The following is a 20,521-nucleotide window of genomic DNA, read 5'->3' as shown; positions in this document are numbered from 1 at the left end:
GGGATTTGAAAGGAGTCCCTGAAAAGACTTGGAGAACTAATATTCCGATAGGTGGAATGATGGGGTAACGCCCTGAAACGCCTACCTTATAAACTGCGATATGCGGCAGTCCTCTGTAACAAGGGCTACGGTATAACGCTCGCTAAAGTCGGCGGAAATGCACCCAAACGGATTATGCCGTGGAAAGTGTCCCAGAGATGGGATATGTGCATGATACGCCGGAGGTCTATAAACTGCCTATGGTCAGAATGTCATGGATGACTGACGAAATCCCGAATGTACGGGTCTAAAAGGCGCAGGAGCAGCAATGCTCCTTTCCGATTACGGAAGTATGTGAGGATGAGTAAGAATTCTTACTATGAAAGTCCTTGCGGTGTTACAGGCACCGCCCAGCATACAGGCTCAGAGGGACACCTAAGGGCAGATATGTACAGATAGGAATATTGGAACGTGGAAAGGCTGGAACACAGAGCCGGTTACAGGCTATGAGGTGTTGGATTGGAAAGCGTATTGCGTATAACAATCCTTTATCCAGTTGAGAGAGATGGCACAGTACCGTTGAAGCCGTAGAAATACGGTGGAGGGATGGCCATTAGTCGTCAGCAATCAATAAATTGAAAACTATACAGACACAAAGGTTCGAGTATGACTAAGAAAAGCGAAATCCTCTCGAAAGAAAGGAAAGTACCTGACTTTGGCAAACAAGAAGAAACCCTTAAAGAAACAGAAAATCCGCAATTCCGAATACTACGATATGCAGCTCGTTCTTGACGAATTGTATGCCGCAAGTGTCAAGGGGCAACGGTTCTGCAATCTGGTGGAACTAATAAAACGCCCCGAAAACATCAAGCTGGCCTACAGAAATATCCGAAAGAACAGCGGCAGTCGAACGGCGGGTGTGGATAATAAGACAATAAGCGATTTGAACAAGTGGAACGAAAATGCCTTAGTTGCCCATGTTCAGCGCAAGCTGGACTGGTATATTCCTAATGCTGTCCGCAGAGTTGAGATACCAAAGGACAACGGGAAAACCCGCCCCCTTGGAATACCCACGATTATGGACAGGCTCATTCAGCAATGTATTCTGCAAGTATTAGAACCTATCTGTGAAGCAAAATTCTTCAAGCGAAGCAATGGTTTCAGACCAAACCACAGTGCAGAAAATGCCATTGCCCAAGCGGAGAGAATGATACAGAACGTCGGTTGCCACTATGTCATTGATATAGACATTAAGTCTTTCTTTGACAATGTGAACCACGGAAAACTGCTGAAGCAGATGTGGACACTCGGAATTAGGGATAAAAAGCTGCTGTCTATCATTTCTGCCATGATAAAGGCAGAAGTGGCTGGAATCGGTTTTCCCGAAAAGGGTACGCCACAGGGCGGTATCATTTCCCCGCTGTTGTCAAACATCGTCCTGAATGAACTGGATTGGTGGATTGTCAGCCAGTGGGAGGAAATGCCCACCCAAAGGAACTATGTACACAGAATCTATGCGAATGGAACTCCCGACAAAAGCAGTACCATCCGAACCCTGCGCAACTACACGAATCTGAAAGAGTGCTATGTTGTCCGCTATGCAGATGATTTCAAAATCTTCTGTAAAAAGCGGTCAGATGCAATCAAGCTGTTCGAGGCAACGAAACAATGGCTTTTGGAACGTCTGGGACTGGAAACCAGCCCGGAGAAATCGAAAATCGTAAATCTGAAACGCCATTATTCCGAGTTTCTGGGCTTTAAGCTGAAAGTTCGAACAAAGGGAAAGAAGCCTGAAGGACAGCCACGGTATGTAGTAGAAGCACATATCAAGGATAAGGCATTGTTGAAAATCCGGGAGAAAAGCAAGGAAATTATTGGGCAGATACGGCAGACCTATGACCCAGGAATGGAATATCGTCTGATACAGAAATACAACTCCTATGTCATGGGCGTTCATAACTATTACAGCATTGCAACCCATGTGAATATTGACTTTCACAAAATCGCTTTCGATGTCAAAAAGAGCCTTTACAACAGATTGAAGCACAGACTGCAAAAGAAAGGTCAAATCACAAACAGGTATATCAAGGAGAAATACGGCACAAGCCGGGAGGTGCGTTATCTGAATGGTCATGCCATCGTCCCGATTGCCTATGTTCAGCATAGAGTACCTATGGATAAGAAAAGTCGGATAAATTCGTACACGCCAGAAGGGCGAAACGAAATCCACAAGAATTTGGCCGGTATCAATATGGCAGTTCTCTATTATCTGATGAACCGCCCCTGTGGCAAGCGGAGCGTGGAATACAACGATAACCGCATTGCGCTCTATGTTGCACAGAAAGGAAAATGTGCCGTCTCCGGTGTGGAACTGGAAGCAAAGCAAGTGGACTGTCACCACAAAAAGCCATTGGTGCTTGGGGGCAATGACAGCTACCAAAACCTGATTATTGTCTCCGCTGTGGTTCACATTCTCATTCATTCCAGTAATGAGCGCACCATCCGAAAATATCTGAAAGTGCTAAACCTGGATAAAAAGCAGTTGGCAAAGCTCAATAAACTTCGTGTGATGGCAGAAATGCCGGAACTCGTTTTCTAAAGGGCAAATCTGTTTGATGTATAGATTGTCATAAAAAGTGCTGACGATGGAAAGCCGTGTGATGGGAAACTGTCACGCACGGTTTGGAGCGGGGGAAAATCTGGAGGAACGGATATGCAGCCTGCGGCTGCATATCCCGCCCAAAGGATTACCTATCGCTATCCTTTGAGATGGTGGCCGCTGCGATGGAAGCCAAACGCCTGGGCTTGTGCCAGAAATCTCTCTTTGTGGTTCCAAACCATCTGACCGAGCAGTGGGCGTCGGAGTTTCTGCGTCTCTATCCTTCCGCCAATATCTTAGTCACCACAAAAAAGGACTTTGAGACCCATAACCGAAAGAAGTTCTGCGCTCGTATTGCGACGGGTGATTATGATGCCATTATCATGGGACACAGCCAGTTTGAGCGTATCCCCATCAGCCGGGAGCGTCAGGAACGGCTTCTCTATGAACAGATCGACGAGATCACTGAGGGGATTGCAGAGGTACAGGCCAGTGGCGGCGAGCGTTTTACCGTCAAGCAGCTGGAGCGTACCAGAAAGTCTCTGGAAGCCAGACTGGAAAAGCTGCAAGCCGAGGGGCGAAAAGACGATGTGGTAACCTTCGAGCAGCTGGGTGTGGACCGTTTGTTTGTGGACGAGGCCCACAACTATAAAAACCTGTTTCTATATACAAAAATGCGGAATGTGGCTGGTCTTTCCACATCGGACGCGCAGAAATCCTCCGATATGTTTGCCAAGTGCCGCTATATGGATGAGATCACCGGAAACCGTGGCGTGATTTTTGCCACCGGCACCCCGGTCAGCAACTCCATGACCGAGCTTTACACCATGCAGCGTTACCTTCAGTATGAACGCCTGCAAGAACTGAACATGACCCACTTCGACTGCTGGGCTTCCCGATTTGGGGAGACCGTCACAGCATTGGAGCTGGCACCGGAGGGAACCGGCTACCGGGCAAGAACAAGGTTTTCCAAGTTCTTTAACCTGCCAGAGCTGATGAATCTGTTCAAAGAAGTGGCGGACATCAAGACTGCCGACCAACTGAACCTGCCCACCCCGGAGGTGGAATACCACAACATCGTGGCGCAGCCTACCGAACATCAGCAGGAAATGGTCAAGGCTCTTTCGGAACGGGCATCGCTGGTACACAGCGGAACCGTTGACCCATCCCAGGACAATATGCTCAAGATTACCTCGGATGGCCGTAAGCTGGGGCTGGACCAGAGAATCGTCAACCAGATGCTGCCGGATGAACCTGGCACAAAGGTCAATCAGTGCGTGGACAACATCATGCAGATCTGGCGGGATGGCAAAGCTGACAAGCTGACCCAGCTGGTGTTCTGCGACATTTCTACACCGCAGGCAAAAGCTCCTGCAAGCAAGGCGGCGAAAACGCTGGATAATCCACTGCTTCACGCATTGGAAAGCGCTGTGCCTCTGCCGGAGCAGGAACCGGTCTTTACGGTATATGACGATATTCGTCAGAAACTCATTGCTCAGGGAATGCCTGCCGACCAGATCGCTTTTATCCATGAAGCCAACACCGAAGTGCGGAAAAAGGAGTTGTTCTCTAAAGTCCGTACCGGTCAGGTGCGTGTCCTTTTGGGCAGCACCGCCAAGATGGGCGCAGGCACCAATGTGCAGGACCGTCTGGTGGCACTTCATGACCTGGACTGTCCGTGGAGACCGGGAGACCTTGCCCAGCGCAAGGGCCGTATCGAGCGCCAGGGTAACCAGAATCCTCTTGTCCATGTGTACCGCTATGTGACCGAAGGAACCTTTGACGCATACCTCTGGCAGACAGTGGAGAATAAGCAAAAATTCATCAGTCAGATCATGACTTCTAAATCGCCGGTGCGCTCCTGCGATGATGTGGACGAAACAGCACTTTCCTTTGCCGAGATCAAGGCTCTGTGTGCCGGAGATCCCCGTATCAAGGAGCGTATGGATTTGGATGTGGAGGTATCCCGCCTGAAGCTGATGAAAGCCGACCACCAGAGCAAGCAATATCGTCTGGAGGACCAGCTGCTCAAATACTTCCCGGAGGAGATTGAAAAGCACAAAGGTTTTATCAAGGGCTTTGAATCCGATCTGGAGGTTTTGGCAGCTCACCCGCACCCAGAGGACGGCTTTGCCGGTATGGAGATTCGTGGAGACCTGCTGACCGATAAGGAGAACGCTGGTGCAGCTCTTTTGGATGCCTGCAAGGAGGTCAAAACCTCCGATCCGGTGCAGATCGGCAGCTACCGGGGCTATGCCATATCCGTGGAATTTTCCGCATGGAAACAGGAGTATACGCTCCTGCTGAAAGGACAGATGACCCACCGGGCAACCCTTGGTACAGACCCTCGCGGAAATCTTACCCGTATCGACAATGCCCTCGCCCAGATGCCCCAGCGTCTGGAGGCGGCAAAGGCTCAGCTGGATAACCTCTATCAGCAGCAGGCTGCCGCAAAGGAGGAAGTCGGAAAGCCATTCCTTTATGAAGAAGAACTGAGAAGCAAAAACGCCCGTCTGGTGGAGCTGGATACCCTGCTCAACATCGACGGAAAGGGGCGGGCACACACCGAGTCTGTTGTTGCCAAAAGCACACGGCCTTCGGTGCTGGATAACCTAAAACGCCCGGTGCAACCCCGCAGTACAGACAAGAAACCAAAACAGCATGAGGAGGTGCGATAACATGAATACTAACGATCTGAATACAGCTCTTTATGAAAAGATGGCTGCCGAACAGGACAAGTTCCGGGACTGGCTGAAAAGCCAGCCCCCGGAAGAAGTCTTAAACCATGCCTATGAGTACACCATCCGCGAGGACATCGTGATGGCAATGGAGGAACTGGAGTTGACCGACACCCAGGCTCAGGCGCTTTTGGAATCTCCCTCTCCATTGACGGATGTGTACCGCTATTTTGAAAAGCTGGAGACCGGCTATATGGGTGTGATCCGGGACAGCATTGAAAGCCGTGCCGACGATGTGTGCAGAGCCAAAGAGGAACTGCGAACAACACCGGTCTATCCATATTCTGCTGCCTATGCGTCCGAGCATGGGGAAATGGCACAGTACAACCTCTCATATCAGGCGAACAGCGCCTGCAAAGAAGCCATTGAGCAGACCATCAGCGCCCACTATGCAGAGAATCGGCTGGATACGGAGGCTGCGGTCAAAGATGTGCTGGAAAAGTTCGGGACGGAACGGGTACAGTTTATTCTTGCCAACACCATCCAGCGCAAGAACTATGACGGGCGTATCTCTCAGGACAATAAAGCATGGGCAAAAGCCATTCCTACGCTGGAGGACAGCGGCGCTTCCCGCCACTGTGCCTATCTGGTGGTAGATCAGGTCAATCCCGGTTTGACCGACCTGTTCACCAGACAGTTCCGAAAAGTCGCTCAAGAACAGCAGAAAAGCTCTGTCCTGCAAAAGCTCAAGCAGGAACCGCCTGCCCGCAAGCCTGCCACCCCGAAAAAACGGGAGCCGGAGCGATAACCATGGCAAAGCGCAAGCGGGATGTGCCGGTTTTGTTTTGGGTGTCCGCAGAAGAACTGGAACTGATCCATCAAAAGATGCAGCAATACGGGACAGAGAATTTGAGCGCTTATCTGCGGAAAATGGCGCTGGATGGTTATGTGGTCAAGCTGGAACTGCCAGAGCTGAAGGAGCTGGTCTCCCTGATGCGCCGAAGCAGCAACAACTTGAACCAGCTGACCCGCAAAGTGCATGAGACCGGGCGGGTTTATAATGCTGACTTGGAGGATATATCCCAGCGGCAGGAACAACTGTGGGAGGGTGTGAAGAAAATCCTTACCCAACTCTCCAAACTTTCATAACAGGGATAGATACTCCATTTGCGGAGGGAGGAACGGCGTTTCTTCGCCGCACCTTCCTCCGCTTTTTCTTTTTGTCTGTATCCTTGTCTTTTGCCTGTCCGTACCGGATAATATGAGTAGAATAAGAAGCGTAGCAAAGGAGTGAAAACAGATGCTGACCTTTGAAAAGGTGCTGGAGATTTTTGCGGATTACCTAACCGCAGACGAGACCATAGAAGTTTATATCAGCCGCCATGGATGTGTAAGAGTTGAATTTGACCAAGATTTTCACTATTGCTCTGGCGAGGTGTGCCATACTCCCAAGGAACTGTTCGACCTCTTAGCCGATGATTACCGGACTTATCTGGAGATTGAACTGACCAAAGGAAAACGGGAAGTGACGGAAGATGATGAGAGAGAAGCGGATGCCCTATGCAAACAGTATCTGGAGCGTTGGAAGGAGGAACAGAAATGAAGATTTTGAAATGTCTGCTGATGATCGTAACTGCACCGGTCATTTTGGTGTTGACGCTTTTTGTCTGGCTCTGCACGGGGCTGATCTACATATCCGGTCTGGTGCTTGGTCTACTAAGCACGGTAATTGCTCTGCTTGGCGTGGCTGTGCTGATTACCTATTCCCCGCAGAATGGTGTGATTTTGCTGGTTATGGCATTTTTGATTAGCCCGATGGGGCTGCCGCTGGCTGCGATCTGGCTGCTGAGCAAGGTGCAGAGTTTGAAATTTGCGATCCAGGATTGGGTGTATGGGTAAATGATGTGAATATAATTTGGAATGAAAAGAAGCAGGACAATGGGAGATGAGACCCACTGCCCTGCTTCTCTGTTTATTCGGAACGAACTGTAATATATTTTTGATGTTTACTTTTCGGTTTATCGGGAAGTGTCATTTTGAGTGTTCCATTGTTCAATAGCGGACGCAGATATTTTTGTGTAAAGTTTTTTGTGTTTTTGTATCCACAGTGTTCTGCGATTTCTAATTTTGAATGTGGTTCTATGCAAAATGCAAGGATTTTATCATGGGTTGCATCATGGGTTGCGTCATAGGTCTTATCATGGGTCGTTTCTATGATAGAAGGACCATGATGGTAATTTACATTTTTCAAGATGACTCTGAAATCTGTCGCTGTTGAGGAAAATTCGGGCTTATATGCCTCTGTGTATCCAGGCAGCTTTTCAGTTTCACTGACGATTTTGCGCAGACCACTTCCACGGCGTTCCATGTACTTCATGCGGTGGAACAGGTCAGCGATCACAGGGTTTCGTCGCATCGAACGAATACTGTAAATATCGTATTCCTGAATTGAGCCGCCGCCAAACATACCGCCCGGAGATGTGATTTCCACCCGATCATCAAACATATCAATGTGGACTTCGCTGCCAAGCACAATATAATCACGATGGATGAGAGCGTTGACAAGAGCCTCTGTTACAGCTCGTTCAGCATAATCCGGCTTGTCTACCCGATACTGAGCTTCTTTGACAAAACGGACTTTGGAATTATTGCGAATAAATTCACTGCCGCTTTTCAGTAAATAAATCAAATTCCCCTCGTATTCCTTATCGTCCAGCGCATCATCAAAGATAGAGCCTTTTTCCAAGCCATTCCACCGGGTACAGAACATACGGGAGTTATAAACTGTGTGCTGATCGGTCATGAGCTTTCCGGCATTGGTCAGGAACCCATTTTTGTCAGCCAAACCGAATGAGACATAATCGGATGGCTCGAAGCGGAGGCCGGTTCGTTCCAGATAGGTTGCCTCCAGGAGTGTGAAGCTGTAATCCTTTTTCACAGCTTCTGTTGTTAAGGTGTCAAAGGACTGATTGGTTCCCTTTAAGATCAGTTCATTCACAATGTAATCCGGTGCAATTACGCTTTCATTTCCAACACGGATGTATGCTTCCATTACTCCGTCTGCCTTGTAATAGTATGGGGTGCTGCGGCCAGGAGAAACCTCCAGAGCCAATAGGTTTTTACCATCTTCCTGCAATGGCTTTAAGATAAACTGCGGTAATGGTGTGATACGTTCTTTGATTAAGCGGCTGATCGCTTCAGCATCCTTTTGAACATCTGACAAGCCGATAGGCTCCCGGTCATCAGAGACTCCGAAAAACAGAGTGCCGCCGATCCCATTGGAAAAGGCACTGACACTTTTTAACCAGCTTTTTGGCTTTTTTGTTTCGAGAGCAACTTTGAAATCACATTCCGTTGCTTCGGCAATGAGCTGTTCTATCATAAAATCCCTCCTTTGAGGTTGTAGAATGTTCTTTTTTATTATACCCAGCGGAGAAAGTTATTGCAACGATAGAAGCAAAGAGTTCAGCGAAAAAATATTTATGAGAGGAGGGCCTTCTATTATGGCAACTACAAGAATCATGCCGCTTCATGTTGGCAAGGGTCGCACAGAAAGTCGGGCAATCAGTGACATCATCGACTATGTAGCAAATCCACAGAAAACAGATAACGGCAAGCTCATTACCGGCTATGCGTGTGACAGCCGGACTGCGGATGCGGAGTTCCTTCTGGCAAAGCGGCAGTACATTGCCGCTACCGGACGAGTGCGTGGCGCGGATGATGTGATTGCCTATCATGTGCGCCAGTCCTTCCGCCCCGGCGAGATTACCTCAGAAGAAGCAAACCGGCTGGGTGTAGAATTTGCAAAGCGTTTTACTAAAGGCAATCATGCCTTTGTAGTCTGCACTCACATAGACAAGTCGCACATTCATAATCACATTATCTGGTCATCGGTCAGCTTAGAATATGACCGGAAGTTCCGCAATTTTTGGGGTAGCACCAAGGCGGTTCGTCGGCTGAGTGACACCATCTGTATTGAGAATGGACTGTCCATTGTAGAGAATCCGAAACCTCACGGAAAGAGCTATAACAAATGGCTGGGCGATCAGGCAAAGCCTTCTCACCGAGAGCTGCTTCGTGTGGCGATTGACAATGCATTATCACAAAGTCCTGCTAATTTTGAGGAGCTGCTAAAGCTGCTGCAAGAGTCCGTCTGTGAGGTATCAAAGCGTGGAAAATCGTATCGTCTGAAGCTCCCCGGTTGGGAGAAAGCAGCCCGTATGGACAGCTTGGGCGAAGGATATGGATTGGAAGATTTACAGGCAGTTCTTTCTGGGAAAAAAACGCATACCCCACGAAAGAAAACGGTCACACAGGCAGAGTCGCCGAAGGTCAATCTGCTGGTGGACATTCAGGCAAAATTGCAGGCTGGAAAAGGTGCTGGCTATGCTCGATGGGCTAAAGTTTTTAATCTGAAACAAATGGCGCAGACCATGAATTACCTGTCAGAGAATAATCTGCTGGAGTATGCGGTTTTGGAAGAAAAGGCTGCGGCTGCCACGGCACATCACAATGATCTTTCGGCGCAGATCAAAGCGGCTGAAAAGCGCATGGCAGAGATCGCTGTTCTGCGTACTCACATCGTAAATTATGCCAAGACCCGTGAGGTCTATGTGGCATACCGCAAAGCGGGTTACTCTAAGAAATTCCGGGAGGAACATGAGGAAGAAATTCTGCTCCACCAGGCTGCTAAGAATGCCTTTGATGAGATGGGAGTCAAGAAGCTTCCCAAGGTCAAAGAGTTGCAGACGGAGTACGCGAAATTGTTGGAAGAAAAGAAAAAGACCTATGCCGAGTACCGGCGTTCCCGTGAGGAAATGCGGGAGCTTTTAACGGCAAAGGCAAATGTAGATCGAGTGCTGAAAATGGAGGTAGAACAGGATGTTGAAAAAGAAAAAGACCACGGCCAGCGGTAAGCTGGTCCTGGTCAAAAGCGTTCGCAGAACGCGCAGCCACAGAATGAAATTCTGTGTTCAAAGGGGTTTGGGGGCGCTGCCCTCAACAAGCAAGCGGAGAGGAAAATCACGGAGGGATTTTCTTCTCTGCGGGCCTGTGTGTATTAACACAGGCATTGCTTGCCTCTTTTCTCCGAAATTGAAAAGAACCAGTGAGAGAATCGTTAAATTTCACTCACTGGCTCAATTCATTTCAAATATCTCGGACAACTCTGTCAGTTCTTTCACCGTTTCTTGGGTGTGATGCAACAGGGTGTCACGCATTTCTGGCGGACAGCTGGAATAAAGCATTTTCATCTGATTGACACCTTCATCTTCCAGAGAAATATCTGGATTTATAAGCGTATCTAAAGAGATGTGCAGGACCTTTGCCAATGCTCTCAAAATCAAATAAGAAGGATTCATTTTCCCCTTTTCGATATTGGCGATTTGCTTTACAGAAACATGGCTCAGATCCGCAAGCTCCTGTTGTGTCAGGTCTTTTTTCTTTCGGGCTTCCCGCATTTTTTGCCCTAAAGCAGTCAAATCATCAATCGGCATAATCGTTCACTTCAATAATATTGTATCGTTCCGGTTTGTATGATGGAATGACCTTATTATGCCTGACAAGCTGTACGATTATGCCGATTATATAAAGCTGCGATTGGTGATAAACTTGTATTGTTCGAGACAAAGAACTATAATGTACTCTGTGGAGGTGCATAATGGATTATATGACACTAAAAGAGGCCGCCGAAAAATGGGGCGTGACACCTCGTAGAGTAAATTACTATTGCGCTGCTGGGCGTATCCCCGGCGCTGTAAAGATGGCTGGTGTTTGGCTGATCCCAAAGAACGCAGAAAAGCCGATTGACGGAAGGACAAAACAAGGGAAGGGGTTGCACCATGAATAAAATCCTGATTATAGATGATGACAGAGAACTGTGCGCTTTGATTAAACGTAGCGTACAAGCAGAAAACATAGAAGCTGATTTTTGTAATACCGGAAAAGAGGGCTTACAAAAATTAAGAGAGCAGGAGTATCAGCTTGTGGTGCTGGATGTGATGATGCCTGGTATGGATGGCTTTGAAACGCTGGAAGAAATCCGCAAAGAGAACAGTCTGCCGATTTTGATGTTCACATCTAAAAATGACAGCATTTCTAAAGTACGGGGCTTACGAGCCGGGGCGGACGATTATCTGACAAAACCGTTTGATATGGACGAACTGATTGCCCGTATTGCGTCCCTCATTCGCCGCTACACCCGTTTTAATCATCAAGCCGGAGCTGTGCAAAAACTGGATTTTGATGAATTACAAATTGACCTTGAAAATCGTTCTGTTACGACGGCAAACGGCACTTTTGAACTTCCGCCAAAGGAATTTGATTTGCTCCTGTACTGTGCAAAACATCAAGGGAAAATTTTGACCAAACAGCAGATTTATGAGGAAGTATGGGGCGAAGAATATTTCTATGATGACAGTAACATTATGGCGATTATCAGCCGACTTCGTAAAAAATTAGAAGTCAATCCTTCAAGCCCAAAGTACATACAAACGGTCAAAGGGATTGGCTACCGGTTTAATAAGGAGGTGTAGTCAGCATGGAAATTATCGTATTCTTGTCCATTGTGATTGCTGTTGTGGCTGTATTGACTTCTATCGTTCTCGTTCGGCGTGTAAAAAAACAAATAGCAGAAATGACCGATGTGCTGGTTGATGTGAAAAACGGAAATGGCAACCGGCGTATTCTATCTGCAACAAATGAACTGACAGCACCTCTTGCCTATGAAATCAATGAGATTGTTGTGGCCTATGAAAGCAGACTTTCAACTGTACGGCAGACAGAAGAAACCAACCGCCAGCTTATGACGAGCCTTTCCCATGACGTGCGAACGCCCCTTACTACTCTGCTTGGGTATCTTGACGCTACACACAAAGGACTGGTCACAGGAAAAGACCGGGATGATTATATTGAAACCGCCCGTCGGAAAGCCCATGATCTGAAAGAATACATTGATGTACTCTTTGACTGGTTCAAGTTAAATTCCAACGAGTTTGCTTTGGAGATCCAGAGCGTTGAGGTTGCAGAGCTGACAAGAAACATTCTGATCGACTGGATACCGATTTTTGAGGATAAACAGGTTGATTATGACATTGATATTCCTGAACAGCCTGTCCGGGTAAGATTGGATATGGATAGCTATATGAGGATCATCAATAACCTTATTCAAAATGTAATCGCTCACAGCCATGCGGACAAAATCAAAATTTCCCTATCGAAAAAGGAAAATAACATGGAGCTGCTGCTGGCGGATAATGGAGTGGGAATTGAGAAAGAAGATTTGAAACACATATTTGAACGGCTTTATAAGTGTGATAAAGGACGCTCTGAAAAAGGCAGCGGACTTGGTCTTTCTATTGTCCATCAGCTTGTAGAAAAGATGGGTGGAAGTATAACAGTTGAAAGTTTGCCGGGAAAAGGAACTGAATTTATGTTGCTTTTTCCTTTGGAGAGTTAAGCGGGTTCCCGTCTTTATGGCGGGAGCCTTTGTCATTTTACTGGATTTCAAATTGCAAGGTTAATGCAAGGTTGCGGCAAGGTTAATGCAAGGTTGGCATGATAGAATACCTTACAGAACAGGAGGTTTTGAATATGGATACAAATTATATCATTGAAACAAAAAATCTGACAAAGCAATACGGCTCACAAAAGAGTGTGGCTGACTTAAATATCCATGTCAAGCGTGGGAGAATTTATGGTCTGTTGGGTAGAAACGGAGCCGGAAAAACCACAACTATGAAAATGCTGTTGGGTTTAACGAAGCCTACTTCCGGTGAGGTCAAAATCTGGGGAAAGTCTTTGCAAGGGAATGAAAAGAAGTTGCTGCCCCGCATTGGCAGTTTGATTGAGTCCCCTGGTTTTTATCCCAATCTGACCGGTACGGAGAACCTGCGTATCTTTGCTACCCTGCGTGGAGTACCAAACAATCATGCCATCAAAGACGCTCTGGATTTGGTCGGGCTACCTTACAAGGATAAAAAGCTGTTTTCGCAATACTCTCTTGGCATGAAGCAGCGGTTGGCGATTGCCCTTGCAGTCATGCACGATCCGGAGCTTTTGATTTTGGATGAGCCGATCAACGGTCTCGATCCCATCGGTATTGCAGAAGTGCGATCCTTTATCCGTGAGCTTTGCGACACAAGAGGAAAAACCATTTTAATCTCCAGTCACATTCTTTCGGAGATTTCCTTGCTGGCTGACGATATTGGAATTATTAACCACGGTGCATTGCTGGAAGAAGAAAGCCTTGCTGAGTTGGAGCAAAAAAGCAGTAAACATATCCGGTTTACGCTCTCTGATACTGCACAGGCGGCAAGAATTTTGGAACGCAATTTCCATGAAACCCATTTTTCCATACAAGACGACCACAATCTGCGTCTACACAATATGGAGCTACCCGTGGGGAAAATTGTAACTGCTTTTGTAGAAAACGGATTGGAGGTATCAGAAGCACATACCTGTGAAGAAAGTCTTGAAGATTACTTCAAGCGTGTGACAGGGGGCGAAGGAATTGCTTAAACTAATCAAATGCGAATTTTTGAAATTGAAACGGAAGAAATTTATTCCGCTGATTATTTTGGCTGCGTTCCTGTTTCCAATCCCGCTGACTTATCTGATGACAACGCCCTCTATGATGGAGCAATATACGGATCGGGCAGATGCTTTCGATGGACTATTTAACATGGTGTTGGGATATGGTATCCAGTTTTTACTGCCCTGCATTATCGGAGTGATTGCCGCTATTCTGTTTTTTATGGAACGCGACAACGATACATTCAAAAATCTGCGTACAATTCCCGTAACCAGCACGCAAATGGTACTTGCAAAGATTATTGTCCTTTTTATCTTTGGAATTGTTTTTTGCGTGGCTTCTACCATTGCAACAATTCTTTGCGGAATTGGAACATTAGAAGTTTATGGAATTGGTTATAAGCTGTTTTTGGCGGTTGAAACGGGGATCTTCATTACGGCAGGAACACTCCCGTTGATTGTCCTTGTTGTCTTTTTCAGTAAGACCTATGTTTTTTCCATTTTGTTGTGTGTCTTTTACAGCGTTCTGAACATGAGTGCTACGGCATTGTTTGACACACTGCCTAAAACTATGTTATGGCTTCTGCCCACGCCACTGACTACATTTTGGAGTGCGGGAGATATGGCGGCTCATGGAATAAAAATGGACTTGGAGCAAATGACAGGGCTAATTCCCTCAACATTTCAAGTTGTATTCATTCTTGGGATTATGGCATTCGTTTCGTTCTTACTGATTGACAGATTATATAAGCAGAGGGGGGAATAAACATGGTTCGCATTGTAAAAACAGAATTTTATAAATTGAAAAGGTATCATATCCTTTGGGCGGGCGTTGCACTCATGCTCCTATCCGTCCTGCTGACCTTGTTTACCTCTATGGCGAATGATGGTTCCGTTTGGGATTTTGCCTATCTTACAGAACAGGTCATCAAAAACAATATGTCCATGATTTTTCCGATGTGTATCAGCCTAATTGCTGGATATATGATTTCTCGTGAGCAGACGGATGACACATTGAAAAATATTCTGACTGTGCCGATCTCTTTTAAGAAACTGTTGACCGGAAAATTGATTGTGTGCGGCGTATTGTCTATTATTTTCGGGCTGATATGCAGTCTGTTTACAATCATAGCAGAAATGATTGTGGGATTTCCCGGCTTTGAGATTTCCTTAGCTCTAAAAGCAGCCTTGCAGATTACTGCGGTTAATTTCTTTTTATATCTTGCGGTTCTGCCGATTATCGCTCTTACTTGTCGGAGTGCAGGCAGCTTTTTAGTCGGTGTAATCATTGCTTTTGTCTATGGATATGGAGGGATGTTTGCCGCTGGAAATATGACATTAGCAAACCTTTATCCGATTACCGCAAGTCTTGGAATGGTAGGCTACCGTAGCTATGATACCGCAGTCAACTGGAATATCGGAACCTGTTCTTGCAGTCTTGCGCTTGCTGTCGTTATTTCTGCCATCTTGATTTTGTGCATGAAAGAACGAGAAGCAACCCAAACAAAGAAAAAGGCCAAAAAGGTAGCTCCAAAGAAAGGCTGGTGATGATTTTATGAAGAAAATAGTTTTAGCATTAACATTCGTCCTTGTGGGAAGTTTTATGCTTGCTGGCTGTTCAAAAGATGAAATTCTCAATCATTACAATAACATTGTTCAGTCTGCGGGCTCCATAGAACTGACAGGGAAATCGTCACTGCAAGGGGAAAAAGAAAAAGGAATTGATGATTATACAGGGACTTATACGGCTGATTATGCGAACTTTTCAGGTACAGAGTATTTGTTCGGAGGAACTTCCATAAAGAGAGAAGCCGGTAAGGAGCTGTCCATTGATTGCACCTTGGAGATTACGGAAGGTACTGCAAAAGTATTTTGGATTTCTGGATCTGATGAAGCAGTCACGTTGATTGAAGCAACCGGAACTTATAGTGACATAATTACACTTCCTGATGGTGGAAATTATATTGGCATTGAATGTGAGAATTTCACTGGAAACATTGAATTAAATATTGAATAATACTCTGCCGGACGACGGCAAAAGAAAAAAAGCCGTCGTAGAGCAGACAATTTGACACGCCCATTTGAAACGGCGGCTTTGATTTTCAGAGCCGCCGTTTCTTTGCGTTTACACAAACCTATGACGACTTGCAGGGACACGGTAGCCGATTGGAGGTTATTTTGCCGTGTCTCGTTTGCTTTTTCAAAGCTCACATGATCTACATCAGTTAAAAAAAGCATTGCTCCTCCTCCGGGCAAATATAACATTGCATCGGCATTATCGTTCCATGTAATTCAGTATAATAATGGCTGTTCTTGGCGCGCCAGTTTTCTCTCACGGAAATCTGGCGTTTTTTGTTGCCATTTTTTCGGAGATGACCCGGTTGTCTGCCGGTGTCGGCCTCCGCCTCCATTCGATTCACCCGTCAATCACCCGCGAATCGAAATGGAGGTACATAATGAAGAAAATTAACCTTCGGGAACTTTATCCTGATGTTTATACAACAGACTTTTTTGTAGATGTGACAGAGGAAGTAATGGAGACTATTCGAGCAGCTGAACGTGCGGAGGCTGCGTATGAGCGAAAGATGTATCGTTATAAAGCACAGTATTCTCTGGATTGCGAGAATGGCATTGAAAATGCGGTGCTATTGAAGCCGCAAACACCGGAGATGCTTCTGGAGGAAAAACAGTTCCAGGAGCAGGTCTATGCTACTGTGATGAAGCTGCCGGAGAAACAGGCAAAGCGAATTTATGCCCGATACTATCTGGAAATGACGGTAAATGAAATTGCCGAAGTAGAAGGTGTAGACCCAAGTCGTGTCCGAGACAGTATCCGCTGTGGATTAAAGCAGCTTGTAAAATATTTTTGATAAAATTTCATTTGATGAGCCTGTTTTTTGTCAGTGTTAATAAGAAGGTTATACCGATTTGAAGTGCGCTTATTAAGAAAACGCCAGATCCAGGGGCGTAGCACCTCTGCATCTGGCGTTTTCTTATAGATTTGTACTTGCCTGTTTATCCGATATACGGGAATATTAAAGTGGCTTCACACCCTTTCGGGAAAACATTAGTAAGTTTGAAAGTGCCGTTATGAGCTATGGCGACTTGTTGGACAATCAGCAATCCAAGCCCATGTCTTAAATCAAGCCGTTCATCTGTGCTTTCCATATAATGCGGTTTTTCTTCCAGCTCTTGCAGCTTTTCAGCAGACAGACCCGTTCCGTTATCCGTAACCGCCAAGATAAGATGGTTTTGCGATGCTGTAAGCGAAAGGCAGACTTCACAGCCCTGTGGGTTGTGTTTCATACTGTTCTGGACAAGGTTGTTTACAGCTCGCGAAATCAATCTGGCATCACATTCCAACACAGCATTTTCGGCGTCAGGAGTGATCTTAATTCCGATGTTGTAGCTATCGGAAATTCCTGTATTCAACAGGTCTGCTACATAGGATCGCAGTAGTTTGGATAAGCGAACCATCTCTTTATGAAGCGGCTGCATCTCATATTCCAACTGCGATACTAAATTCAAATCCTGCACCAGCTCTTTGATTTTTACACTTTGCTTCCGTACTATTTCCGCCTGTTCACGGATGCTCTTGCTGGCAGCTTTACTTTCTGCAATACGGTCCGCATACCCCATAATCATGGAGAGAGGTGTGCGGATGTCATGGGAAACGCCGCTGATCCAGTTCGCCCGCGCTTCATTTTGCCTATTCAAAATGGAAGAAGCTTTGTTTACACTGCTTGCAATTTCCGATAGTTCTCCGCTGATATGAAGTGAAACTGGCTTTCCGTCTGCCAAAGTTTTCACAGCGGACACAATCGGTTCGGTATTGTGAATGATTCTGCGTTTGGAAAAGTAATAGGCTGAAAAGAGGCACAGCAAATCCAAGCCAAGCATCCCCAGCACAAAGATGGGGAGTCGTTGAAGTGCTGCAATGGAATAGTAATTGCTGGTGAGTTTTGTGTAGCTGTCTGTGGGATAGCCCAGCACCAACAACCCATCATCGGTGTTCCAAATAAAAACCGGGTAATCCTCAATATACCCTTTTGAAAATAGTGCGACATCTTGAATTGTGTAATTTTTCGGCACATTGTCCGGCAAATCAACCGACCAATAACATTGACCATCTGTGTTCAAGTAGATCGCCCAAATATGATTCTGTCGGAGCATTTGCACCGCCTCATCCGATAATTGTTCCGGTGTAGCGGCGGTAGCAGTCATTTCCAACATGGCTTGCGGGGATGAATCGCCATAATCCTCGGTCACAATCTTTTGAAAAGTCAGACCGAATACTACTGCATTAAGAAAAAGCAATATCAGAATAAAGGCAACGAACGACACAAGATATTTAGATATATAACTTCCGAATGATTTCATGACATCACTTCCTTGCTATCAGCTTATAGCCTAATCCTTTAATGGTTATTAGGGACACGGGTTTTGATGGATCGGTTTCAATTTTTTCCCGGACGCGCCGGACATGAGCATTGAGGCTGTTTTCGTAGCCAAAAGGATTATCCCCCCAGAGGGCTTCACAAAGCGCATCTACGGTAACAATCTTTCCAGCATTACGGGCAAGCGTTTCAAGTAAAGTATGTTCTTTGGCTGTCAGGGAGATAATTTCGCTGCCCTTATGGACTTCGGCCCGGCTGAAATCAATCGTACATCCATCCAAAACAAGCAGCGGTGAATCCTCTTTGTAGGTCCGCCGCAGTACCGCATAGATACGCAGTAACAGTTCCTGCGGCATAAAGGGCTTAGAAATGTAGTCATCTGCACCAAGCCCCAATCCCGATAATTTGTCTGCTGCTTCGTCCTTTGCTGTTAAGAAAATGATCGGCACATTGGTAAAAGTGCGGAAATGTTGCATCAGAGAAAAGCCATCCCCATCCGGCAGCATGACATCCAAAACAATTAAATCGGGAGTTTCCTCTTTTGCGGTCAAAATAGCTTCTTTGACTGTCATTGCGGTAAGGACAGTTTCAAATCCTGCATCTTTCAATATATCTGAAACCATTTTCAATAGTTCCTGTTCATCATCTACCAACAGGAGCCTTTTAGTATGTAAAAAGGAATTATCCATAGCAGTTTCTCCAATCTGATTTTGTTTGTTTCTATTATATCATGGGCTGTCCATTCTGCGTTCTTGTTCCTTGAAAAGTAAGGTAAAAGTAAGGACGGGAGAATGTAGATGTCAGGTTGAAGTTGTACCATAGAAGCATCGAAAGGAGATGTTTCTATGGACTATATCATTACAACGGAACAGTTGACCAAGAAATATAAGAACTTCACTTCGGTCAATCATGTTTCGCTTCATATTCGCAAGGGCAGCATTTATGGTTTTCTTGGCCCGAACGGGGCAGGCAAATCCACTACCATGAAAATGCTGTTGGGGTTGACCACTCCCACAAAAGGCAGCTTTACCATTGATGGGAAACAGTTTCCGCAGGATCGGATTGCCATTCTCAAAGAGATAGGCTCTTTCATCGAAGCACCGTCTTTCTACGCGAATCTCACCGGGCGGGAAAATCTTGACATTATCCGCCGCATTTTGGGACTGCCGAAAGCTGATGTGGAAGATGCTCTGGAACTGGTAGGGCTGACCGAGTTTGGCGACCGGCTGGCAAAACAGTATTCGCTGGGAATGAAGCAACGCTTGGGCCTTGCCGGGGCGCTCTTGGGGCGTCCGCCGATTCTGATTCTGGACGAACCCACAAACGGTCTTGACCCGTCTGGTATCCATGAAATCCGCAATCTGGTAAAATCCTTGCCCAGCCTTTACGACTGCACGGTGCTGATCTCGTCCCATATGCTGTCTGAAATCGAATTGATTGCAGATGACATTGGGATTCTCAACCACGGGCGGCTGCTGTTTGAGGGAAGCATGAATGATCTGCGTCAATACGCCCTGCAATCCGGCTTCGCTGCGGACAATCTGGAAGATGTGTTCCTTTCTATGGTTGAGAAAGATAACATGGACAGAAAGCAGAGGGCAAAATTATGAAAACGCTGGCAATCGAACTTCGGAAAGAAAAGCGAACCGGCGTGATTCCTGTGCTGCTGGCCGTTGGTGTCTTGGGAGCCGCCTACGCATTTGTCAATTTCATTGTGCGGAAAGACACACTTCTGAATCTGCCGCTGGCCCCGATGGATGTCTTGTTGACCCAGCTCTACGGCATGATTATGGTGCTGAATCTGTTCGGTATCGTGGTTGCTACCTGCATGATCTACAACATGGAATTTAAGGGAAGTGCCGTAAAGAAGATGTATATGCTTCCCGTCAGCGTCCCAGTCATGTATCTGTGCAAATTTCTGATTCTGACGGTCATGTTTTTGGTTGCAATCGTGCTGCAAAACCTGGCACTTGCACAGATCGGAATGACGGACTTGCCGGACGGAGCATTTGAGATGGGTACGCTGGTACGCTTTGCCGGATACTCTTTTCTCACATCCATGCCGGTACTGTCGTTTATGCTGCTGATTTCCTCGCGCTTTGAAAATATGTGGGTGCCGCTTGGAATTGGTGTTGCCGGTTTTCTGAGTGGTATGGCCCTTGCAAATTCGGGGCTGACGCTTTTGCTGGTGCATCCTTTTGTGATTATTCTGAAACCAGCAGTAGCCATGAGTGCCCAGCCTGATTCGACGGTTGCCCTTGTCGCTTTGGTGGAAACACTGTTGTTCCTTGCTGTGGGCTTGTGGCTGGCGAAGTACAGACGCTACGAGTAAGGAGGGA

20 protein-coding genes and 1 pseudogene are annotated in these 20,521 nt (G+C 46.4%); 17 read left to right on the top strand and 4 right to left on the bottom strand.

What is annotated here, in order from left to right; all coding sequences use genetic code 11:
* Positions 1-754: 754 nt before the first annotated feature.
* The 6 genes and pseudogenes from ltrA to CCC17_RS11890 all read left to right on the top strand — a co-directional run bounded on the left by ltrA (position 755) and on the right by CCC17_RS11890 (position 7,155).
* Entirely contained in the window at positions 755-2,578 is a 1,824-nt protein-coding gene (gene ltrA, locus CCC17_RS11915) for a group II intron reverse transcriptase/maturase (protein WP_442859777.1), read from the top strand.
* 161 nt (positions 2,579-2,739) lie between these two features.
* Positions 2,740-5,256: pseudogene (locus CCC17_RS11910) on the top strand (SNF2-related protein); the annotation flags it as partial.
* Between the two features lies 1 nt (position 5,257).
* The gene (locus tag CCC17_RS11905; protein ID WP_287083149.1) at positions 5,258-6,064 is read left to right on the top strand and encodes a DUF3849 domain-containing protein; all 807 of its coding nucleotides are present in this window, start codon (positions 5,258-5,260) and stop codon (positions 6,062-6,064) included.
* Positions 6,065-6,066: 2 nt separating this feature from the next.
* Positions 6,067-6,405 (top strand): plasmid mobilization protein, encoded by a 339-nt coding sequence (locus CCC17_RS11900; RefSeq protein ID WP_118594640.1) that lies wholly within the window; start codon positions 6,067-6,069, stop codon positions 6,403-6,405.
* Positions 6,406-6,556: 151 nt separating this feature from the next.
* Complete coding sequence (locus tag CCC17_RS11895) at positions 6,557-6,859, top strand: hypothetical protein (protein ID WP_015529855.1); 303 nt, start codon at positions 6,557-6,559, stop codon at positions 6,857-6,859.
* A complete protein-coding gene (locus tag CCC17_RS11890; protein WP_097772891.1) occupies positions 6,856-7,155 on the top strand; it encodes a CD1845 family protein in 300 nt (99 codons plus the stop codon). The genes CCC17_RS11895 and CCC17_RS11890 overlap by 4 nt, the downstream gene beginning before the upstream one ends.
* Positions 7,156-7,228: 73 nt before the next feature.
* On the opposite strand, the gene CCC17_RS11885 is transcribed toward CCC17_RS11890, so the two are convergent.
* A complete protein-coding gene (locus tag CCC17_RS11885; RefSeq protein ID WP_097772890.1) occupies positions 7,229-8,638 on the bottom strand; it encodes an ATP-binding protein in 1,410 nt (469 codons plus the stop codon).
* Positions 8,639-8,759: 121 nt separating this feature from the next.
* Between CCC17_RS11885 and CCC17_RS11880 the strand changes: the two genes are divergently transcribed.
* The gene (locus tag CCC17_RS11880; protein ID WP_287083148.1) at positions 8,760-10,172 is read left to right on the top strand and encodes a relaxase/mobilization nuclease domain-containing protein; all 1,413 of its coding nucleotides are present in this window, start codon (positions 8,760-8,762) and stop codon (positions 10,170-10,172) included.
* A 222-nt stretch (positions 10,173-10,394) separates the two neighbouring features.
* Here CCC17_RS11880 and CCC17_RS11875 read toward each other — a convergent pair whose 3' ends face one another.
* Positions 10,395-10,751, bottom strand: coding sequence for a helix-turn-helix domain-containing protein (locus CCC17_RS11875; protein WP_117500085.1), 357 nt, complete (start codon positions 10,749-10,751; stop codon positions 10,395-10,397).
* A gap of 164 nt (positions 10,752-10,915) precedes the next feature.
* On the opposite strand from CCC17_RS11875, the gene CCC17_RS11870 reads away from it, so the two are divergent.
* From CCC17_RS11870 to CCC17_RS11835, 8 genes are all read left to right on the top strand, one after another.
* Positions 10,916-11,104 carry a helix-turn-helix domain-containing protein gene (locus CCC17_RS11870; RefSeq protein ID WP_002596317.1) on the top strand — a complete coding sequence of 63 codons (189 nt, stop codon included), beginning with the start codon at positions 10,916-10,918 and terminating at the stop codon, positions 11,102-11,104.
* Positions 11,097-11,789, top strand: coding sequence for a response regulator transcription factor (locus CCC17_RS11865; RefSeq protein WP_287083147.1), 693 nt, complete (start codon positions 11,097-11,099; stop codon positions 11,787-11,789). The genes CCC17_RS11870 and CCC17_RS11865 overlap by 8 nt, the downstream gene beginning before the upstream one ends.
* 5 nt (positions 11,790-11,794) lie before the next feature.
* The gene (locus CCC17_RS11860; RefSeq protein WP_012816190.1) at positions 11,795-12,712 is read left to right on the top strand and encodes a sensor histidine kinase; all 918 of its coding nucleotides are present in this window, start codon (positions 11,795-11,797) and stop codon (positions 12,710-12,712) included.
* Between the two features lie 134 nt (positions 12,713-12,846).
* Complete coding sequence (locus CCC17_RS11855; RefSeq protein ID WP_117802755.1) at positions 12,847-13,773, top strand: ABC transporter ATP-binding protein; 927 nt, start codon at positions 12,847-12,849, stop codon at positions 13,771-13,773.
* A complete protein-coding gene (locus CCC17_RS11850) occupies positions 13,766-14,551 on the top strand; it encodes an ABC transporter permease (protein ID WP_287083146.1) in 786 nt (261 codons plus the stop codon). The genes CCC17_RS11855 and CCC17_RS11850 overlap by 8 nt, the downstream gene beginning before the upstream one ends.
* 2 nt (positions 14,552-14,553) lie before the next feature.
* Complete coding sequence (locus CCC17_RS11845; RefSeq protein ID WP_024738633.1) at positions 14,554-15,333, top strand: ABC transporter permease; 780 nt, start codon at positions 14,554-14,556, stop codon at positions 15,331-15,333.
* A gap of 7 nt (positions 15,334-15,340) precedes the next feature.
* Positions 15,341-15,802: a hypothetical protein gene (locus CCC17_RS11840; protein ID WP_118763543.1), complete on the top strand. Its 462-nt coding sequence runs from the start codon at positions 15,341-15,343 to the stop codon at positions 15,800-15,802.
* Between the two features lie 439 nt (positions 15,803-16,241).
* Positions 16,242-16,655: a sigma factor-like helix-turn-helix DNA-binding protein gene (locus CCC17_RS11835; RefSeq protein ID WP_287083144.1), complete on the top strand. Its 414-nt coding sequence runs from the start codon at positions 16,242-16,244 to the stop codon at positions 16,653-16,655.
* Between the two features lie 145 nt (positions 16,656-16,800).
* Here the strand turns inward: CCC17_RS11835 and CCC17_RS11830 are convergent, their stop codons facing one another.
* Positions 16,801-18,165: a sensor histidine kinase gene (locus CCC17_RS11830; protein WP_059085543.1), complete on the bottom strand. Its 1,365-nt coding sequence runs from the start codon at positions 18,163-18,165 to the stop codon at positions 16,801-16,803.
* 4 nt (positions 18,166-18,169) lie between these two features.
* A complete protein-coding gene (locus CCC17_RS11825) occupies positions 18,170-18,871 on the bottom strand; it encodes a response regulator transcription factor (RefSeq protein ID WP_015515120.1) in 702 nt (233 codons plus the stop codon).
* A gap of 156 nt (positions 18,872-19,027) precedes the next feature.
* Between CCC17_RS11825 and CCC17_RS11820 the strand changes: the two genes are divergently transcribed.
* Together CCC17_RS11820 and CCC17_RS11815 are read left to right on the top strand one after the other, a co-directional pair.
* Complete coding sequence (locus tag CCC17_RS11820) at positions 19,028-19,792, top strand: ABC transporter ATP-binding protein (protein WP_118511435.1); 765 nt, start codon at positions 19,028-19,030, stop codon at positions 19,790-19,792.
* Complete coding sequence (locus CCC17_RS11815; RefSeq protein WP_118633961.1) at positions 19,789-20,514, top strand: ABC transporter permease; 726 nt, start codon at positions 19,789-19,791, stop codon at positions 20,512-20,514. Before CCC17_RS11820 ends, CCC17_RS11815 begins: the two co-directional genes overlap by 4 nt.
* Positions 20,515-20,521 lie beyond the last annotated feature (7 nt).

The sequence above is a fragment of the Blautia sp. LMAG:36 genome, assembly GCF_008680535.1.
GTDB lineage: Bacteria > Bacillota > Clostridia > Lachnospirales > Lachnospiraceae > Blautia_A > Blautia_A fusiformis.
This window is presented reverse-complemented; position numbering and strand designations above follow the sequence as displayed.

Coding starts and splice junctions, on each gene's coding strand:
- ltrA (WP_442859777.1), top strand. CDS start 755: ATGCAGCTCGTTCTTGACGAATTGTATGCCGCAAGTGTCAAGGGGCAA.
- CCC17_RS11905 (WP_287083149.1), top strand. CDS start 5,258: ATGAATACTAACGATCTGAATACAGCTCTTTATGAAAAGATGGCTGCC.
- CCC17_RS11900 (WP_118594640.1), top strand. CDS start 6,067: ATGGCAAAGCGCAAGCGGGATGTGCCGGTTTTGTTTTGGGTGTCCGCA.
- CCC17_RS11895 (WP_015529855.1), top strand. CDS start 6,557: ATGCTGACCTTTGAAAAGGTGCTGGAGATTTTTGCGGATTACCTAACC.
- CCC17_RS11890 (WP_097772891.1), top strand. CDS start 6,856: ATGAAGATTTTGAAATGTCTGCTGATGATCGTAACTGCACCGGTCATT.
- CCC17_RS11885 (WP_097772890.1), bottom strand. CDS start 8,638: ATGATAGAACAGCTCATTGCCGAAGCAACGGAATGTGATTTCAAAGTT.
- CCC17_RS11880 (WP_287083148.1), top strand. CDS start 8,760: ATGGCAACTACAAGAATCATGCCGCTTCATGTTGGCAAGGGTCGCACA.
- CCC17_RS11875 (WP_117500085.1), bottom strand. CDS start 10,751: ATGCCGATTGATGATTTGACTGCTTTAGGGCAAAAAATGCGGGAAGCC.
- CCC17_RS11870 (WP_002596317.1), top strand. CDS start 10,916: ATGGATTATATGACACTAAAAGAGGCCGCCGAAAAATGGGGCGTGACA.
- CCC17_RS11865 (WP_287083147.1), top strand. CDS start 11,097: ATGAATAAAATCCTGATTATAGATGATGACAGAGAACTGTGCGCTTTG.
- CCC17_RS11860 (WP_012816190.1), top strand. CDS start 11,795: ATGGAAATTATCGTATTCTTGTCCATTGTGATTGCTGTTGTGGCTGTA.
- CCC17_RS11855 (WP_117802755.1), top strand. CDS start 12,847: ATGGATACAAATTATATCATTGAAACAAAAAATCTGACAAAGCAATAC.
- CCC17_RS11845 (WP_024738633.1), top strand. CDS start 14,554: ATGGTTCGCATTGTAAAAACAGAATTTTATAAATTGAAAAGGTATCAT.
- CCC17_RS11840 (WP_118763543.1), top strand. CDS start 15,341: ATGAAGAAAATAGTTTTAGCATTAACATTCGTCCTTGTGGGAAGTTTT.
- CCC17_RS11835 (WP_287083144.1), top strand. CDS start 16,242: ATGAAGAAAATTAACCTTCGGGAACTTTATCCTGATGTTTATACAACA.
- CCC17_RS11830 (WP_059085543.1), bottom strand. CDS start 18,165: ATGAAATCATTCGGAAGTTATATATCTAAATATCTTGTGTCGTTCGTT.
- CCC17_RS11825 (WP_015515120.1), bottom strand. CDS start 18,871: ATGGATAATTCCTTTTTACATACTAAAAGGCTCCTGTTGGTAGATGAT.
- CCC17_RS11820 (WP_118511435.1), top strand. CDS start 19,028: ATGGACTATATCATTACAACGGAACAGTTGACCAAGAAATATAAGAAC.
- CCC17_RS11815 (WP_118633961.1), top strand. CDS start 19,789: ATGAAAACGCTGGCAATCGAACTTCGGAAAGAAAAGCGAACCGGCGTG.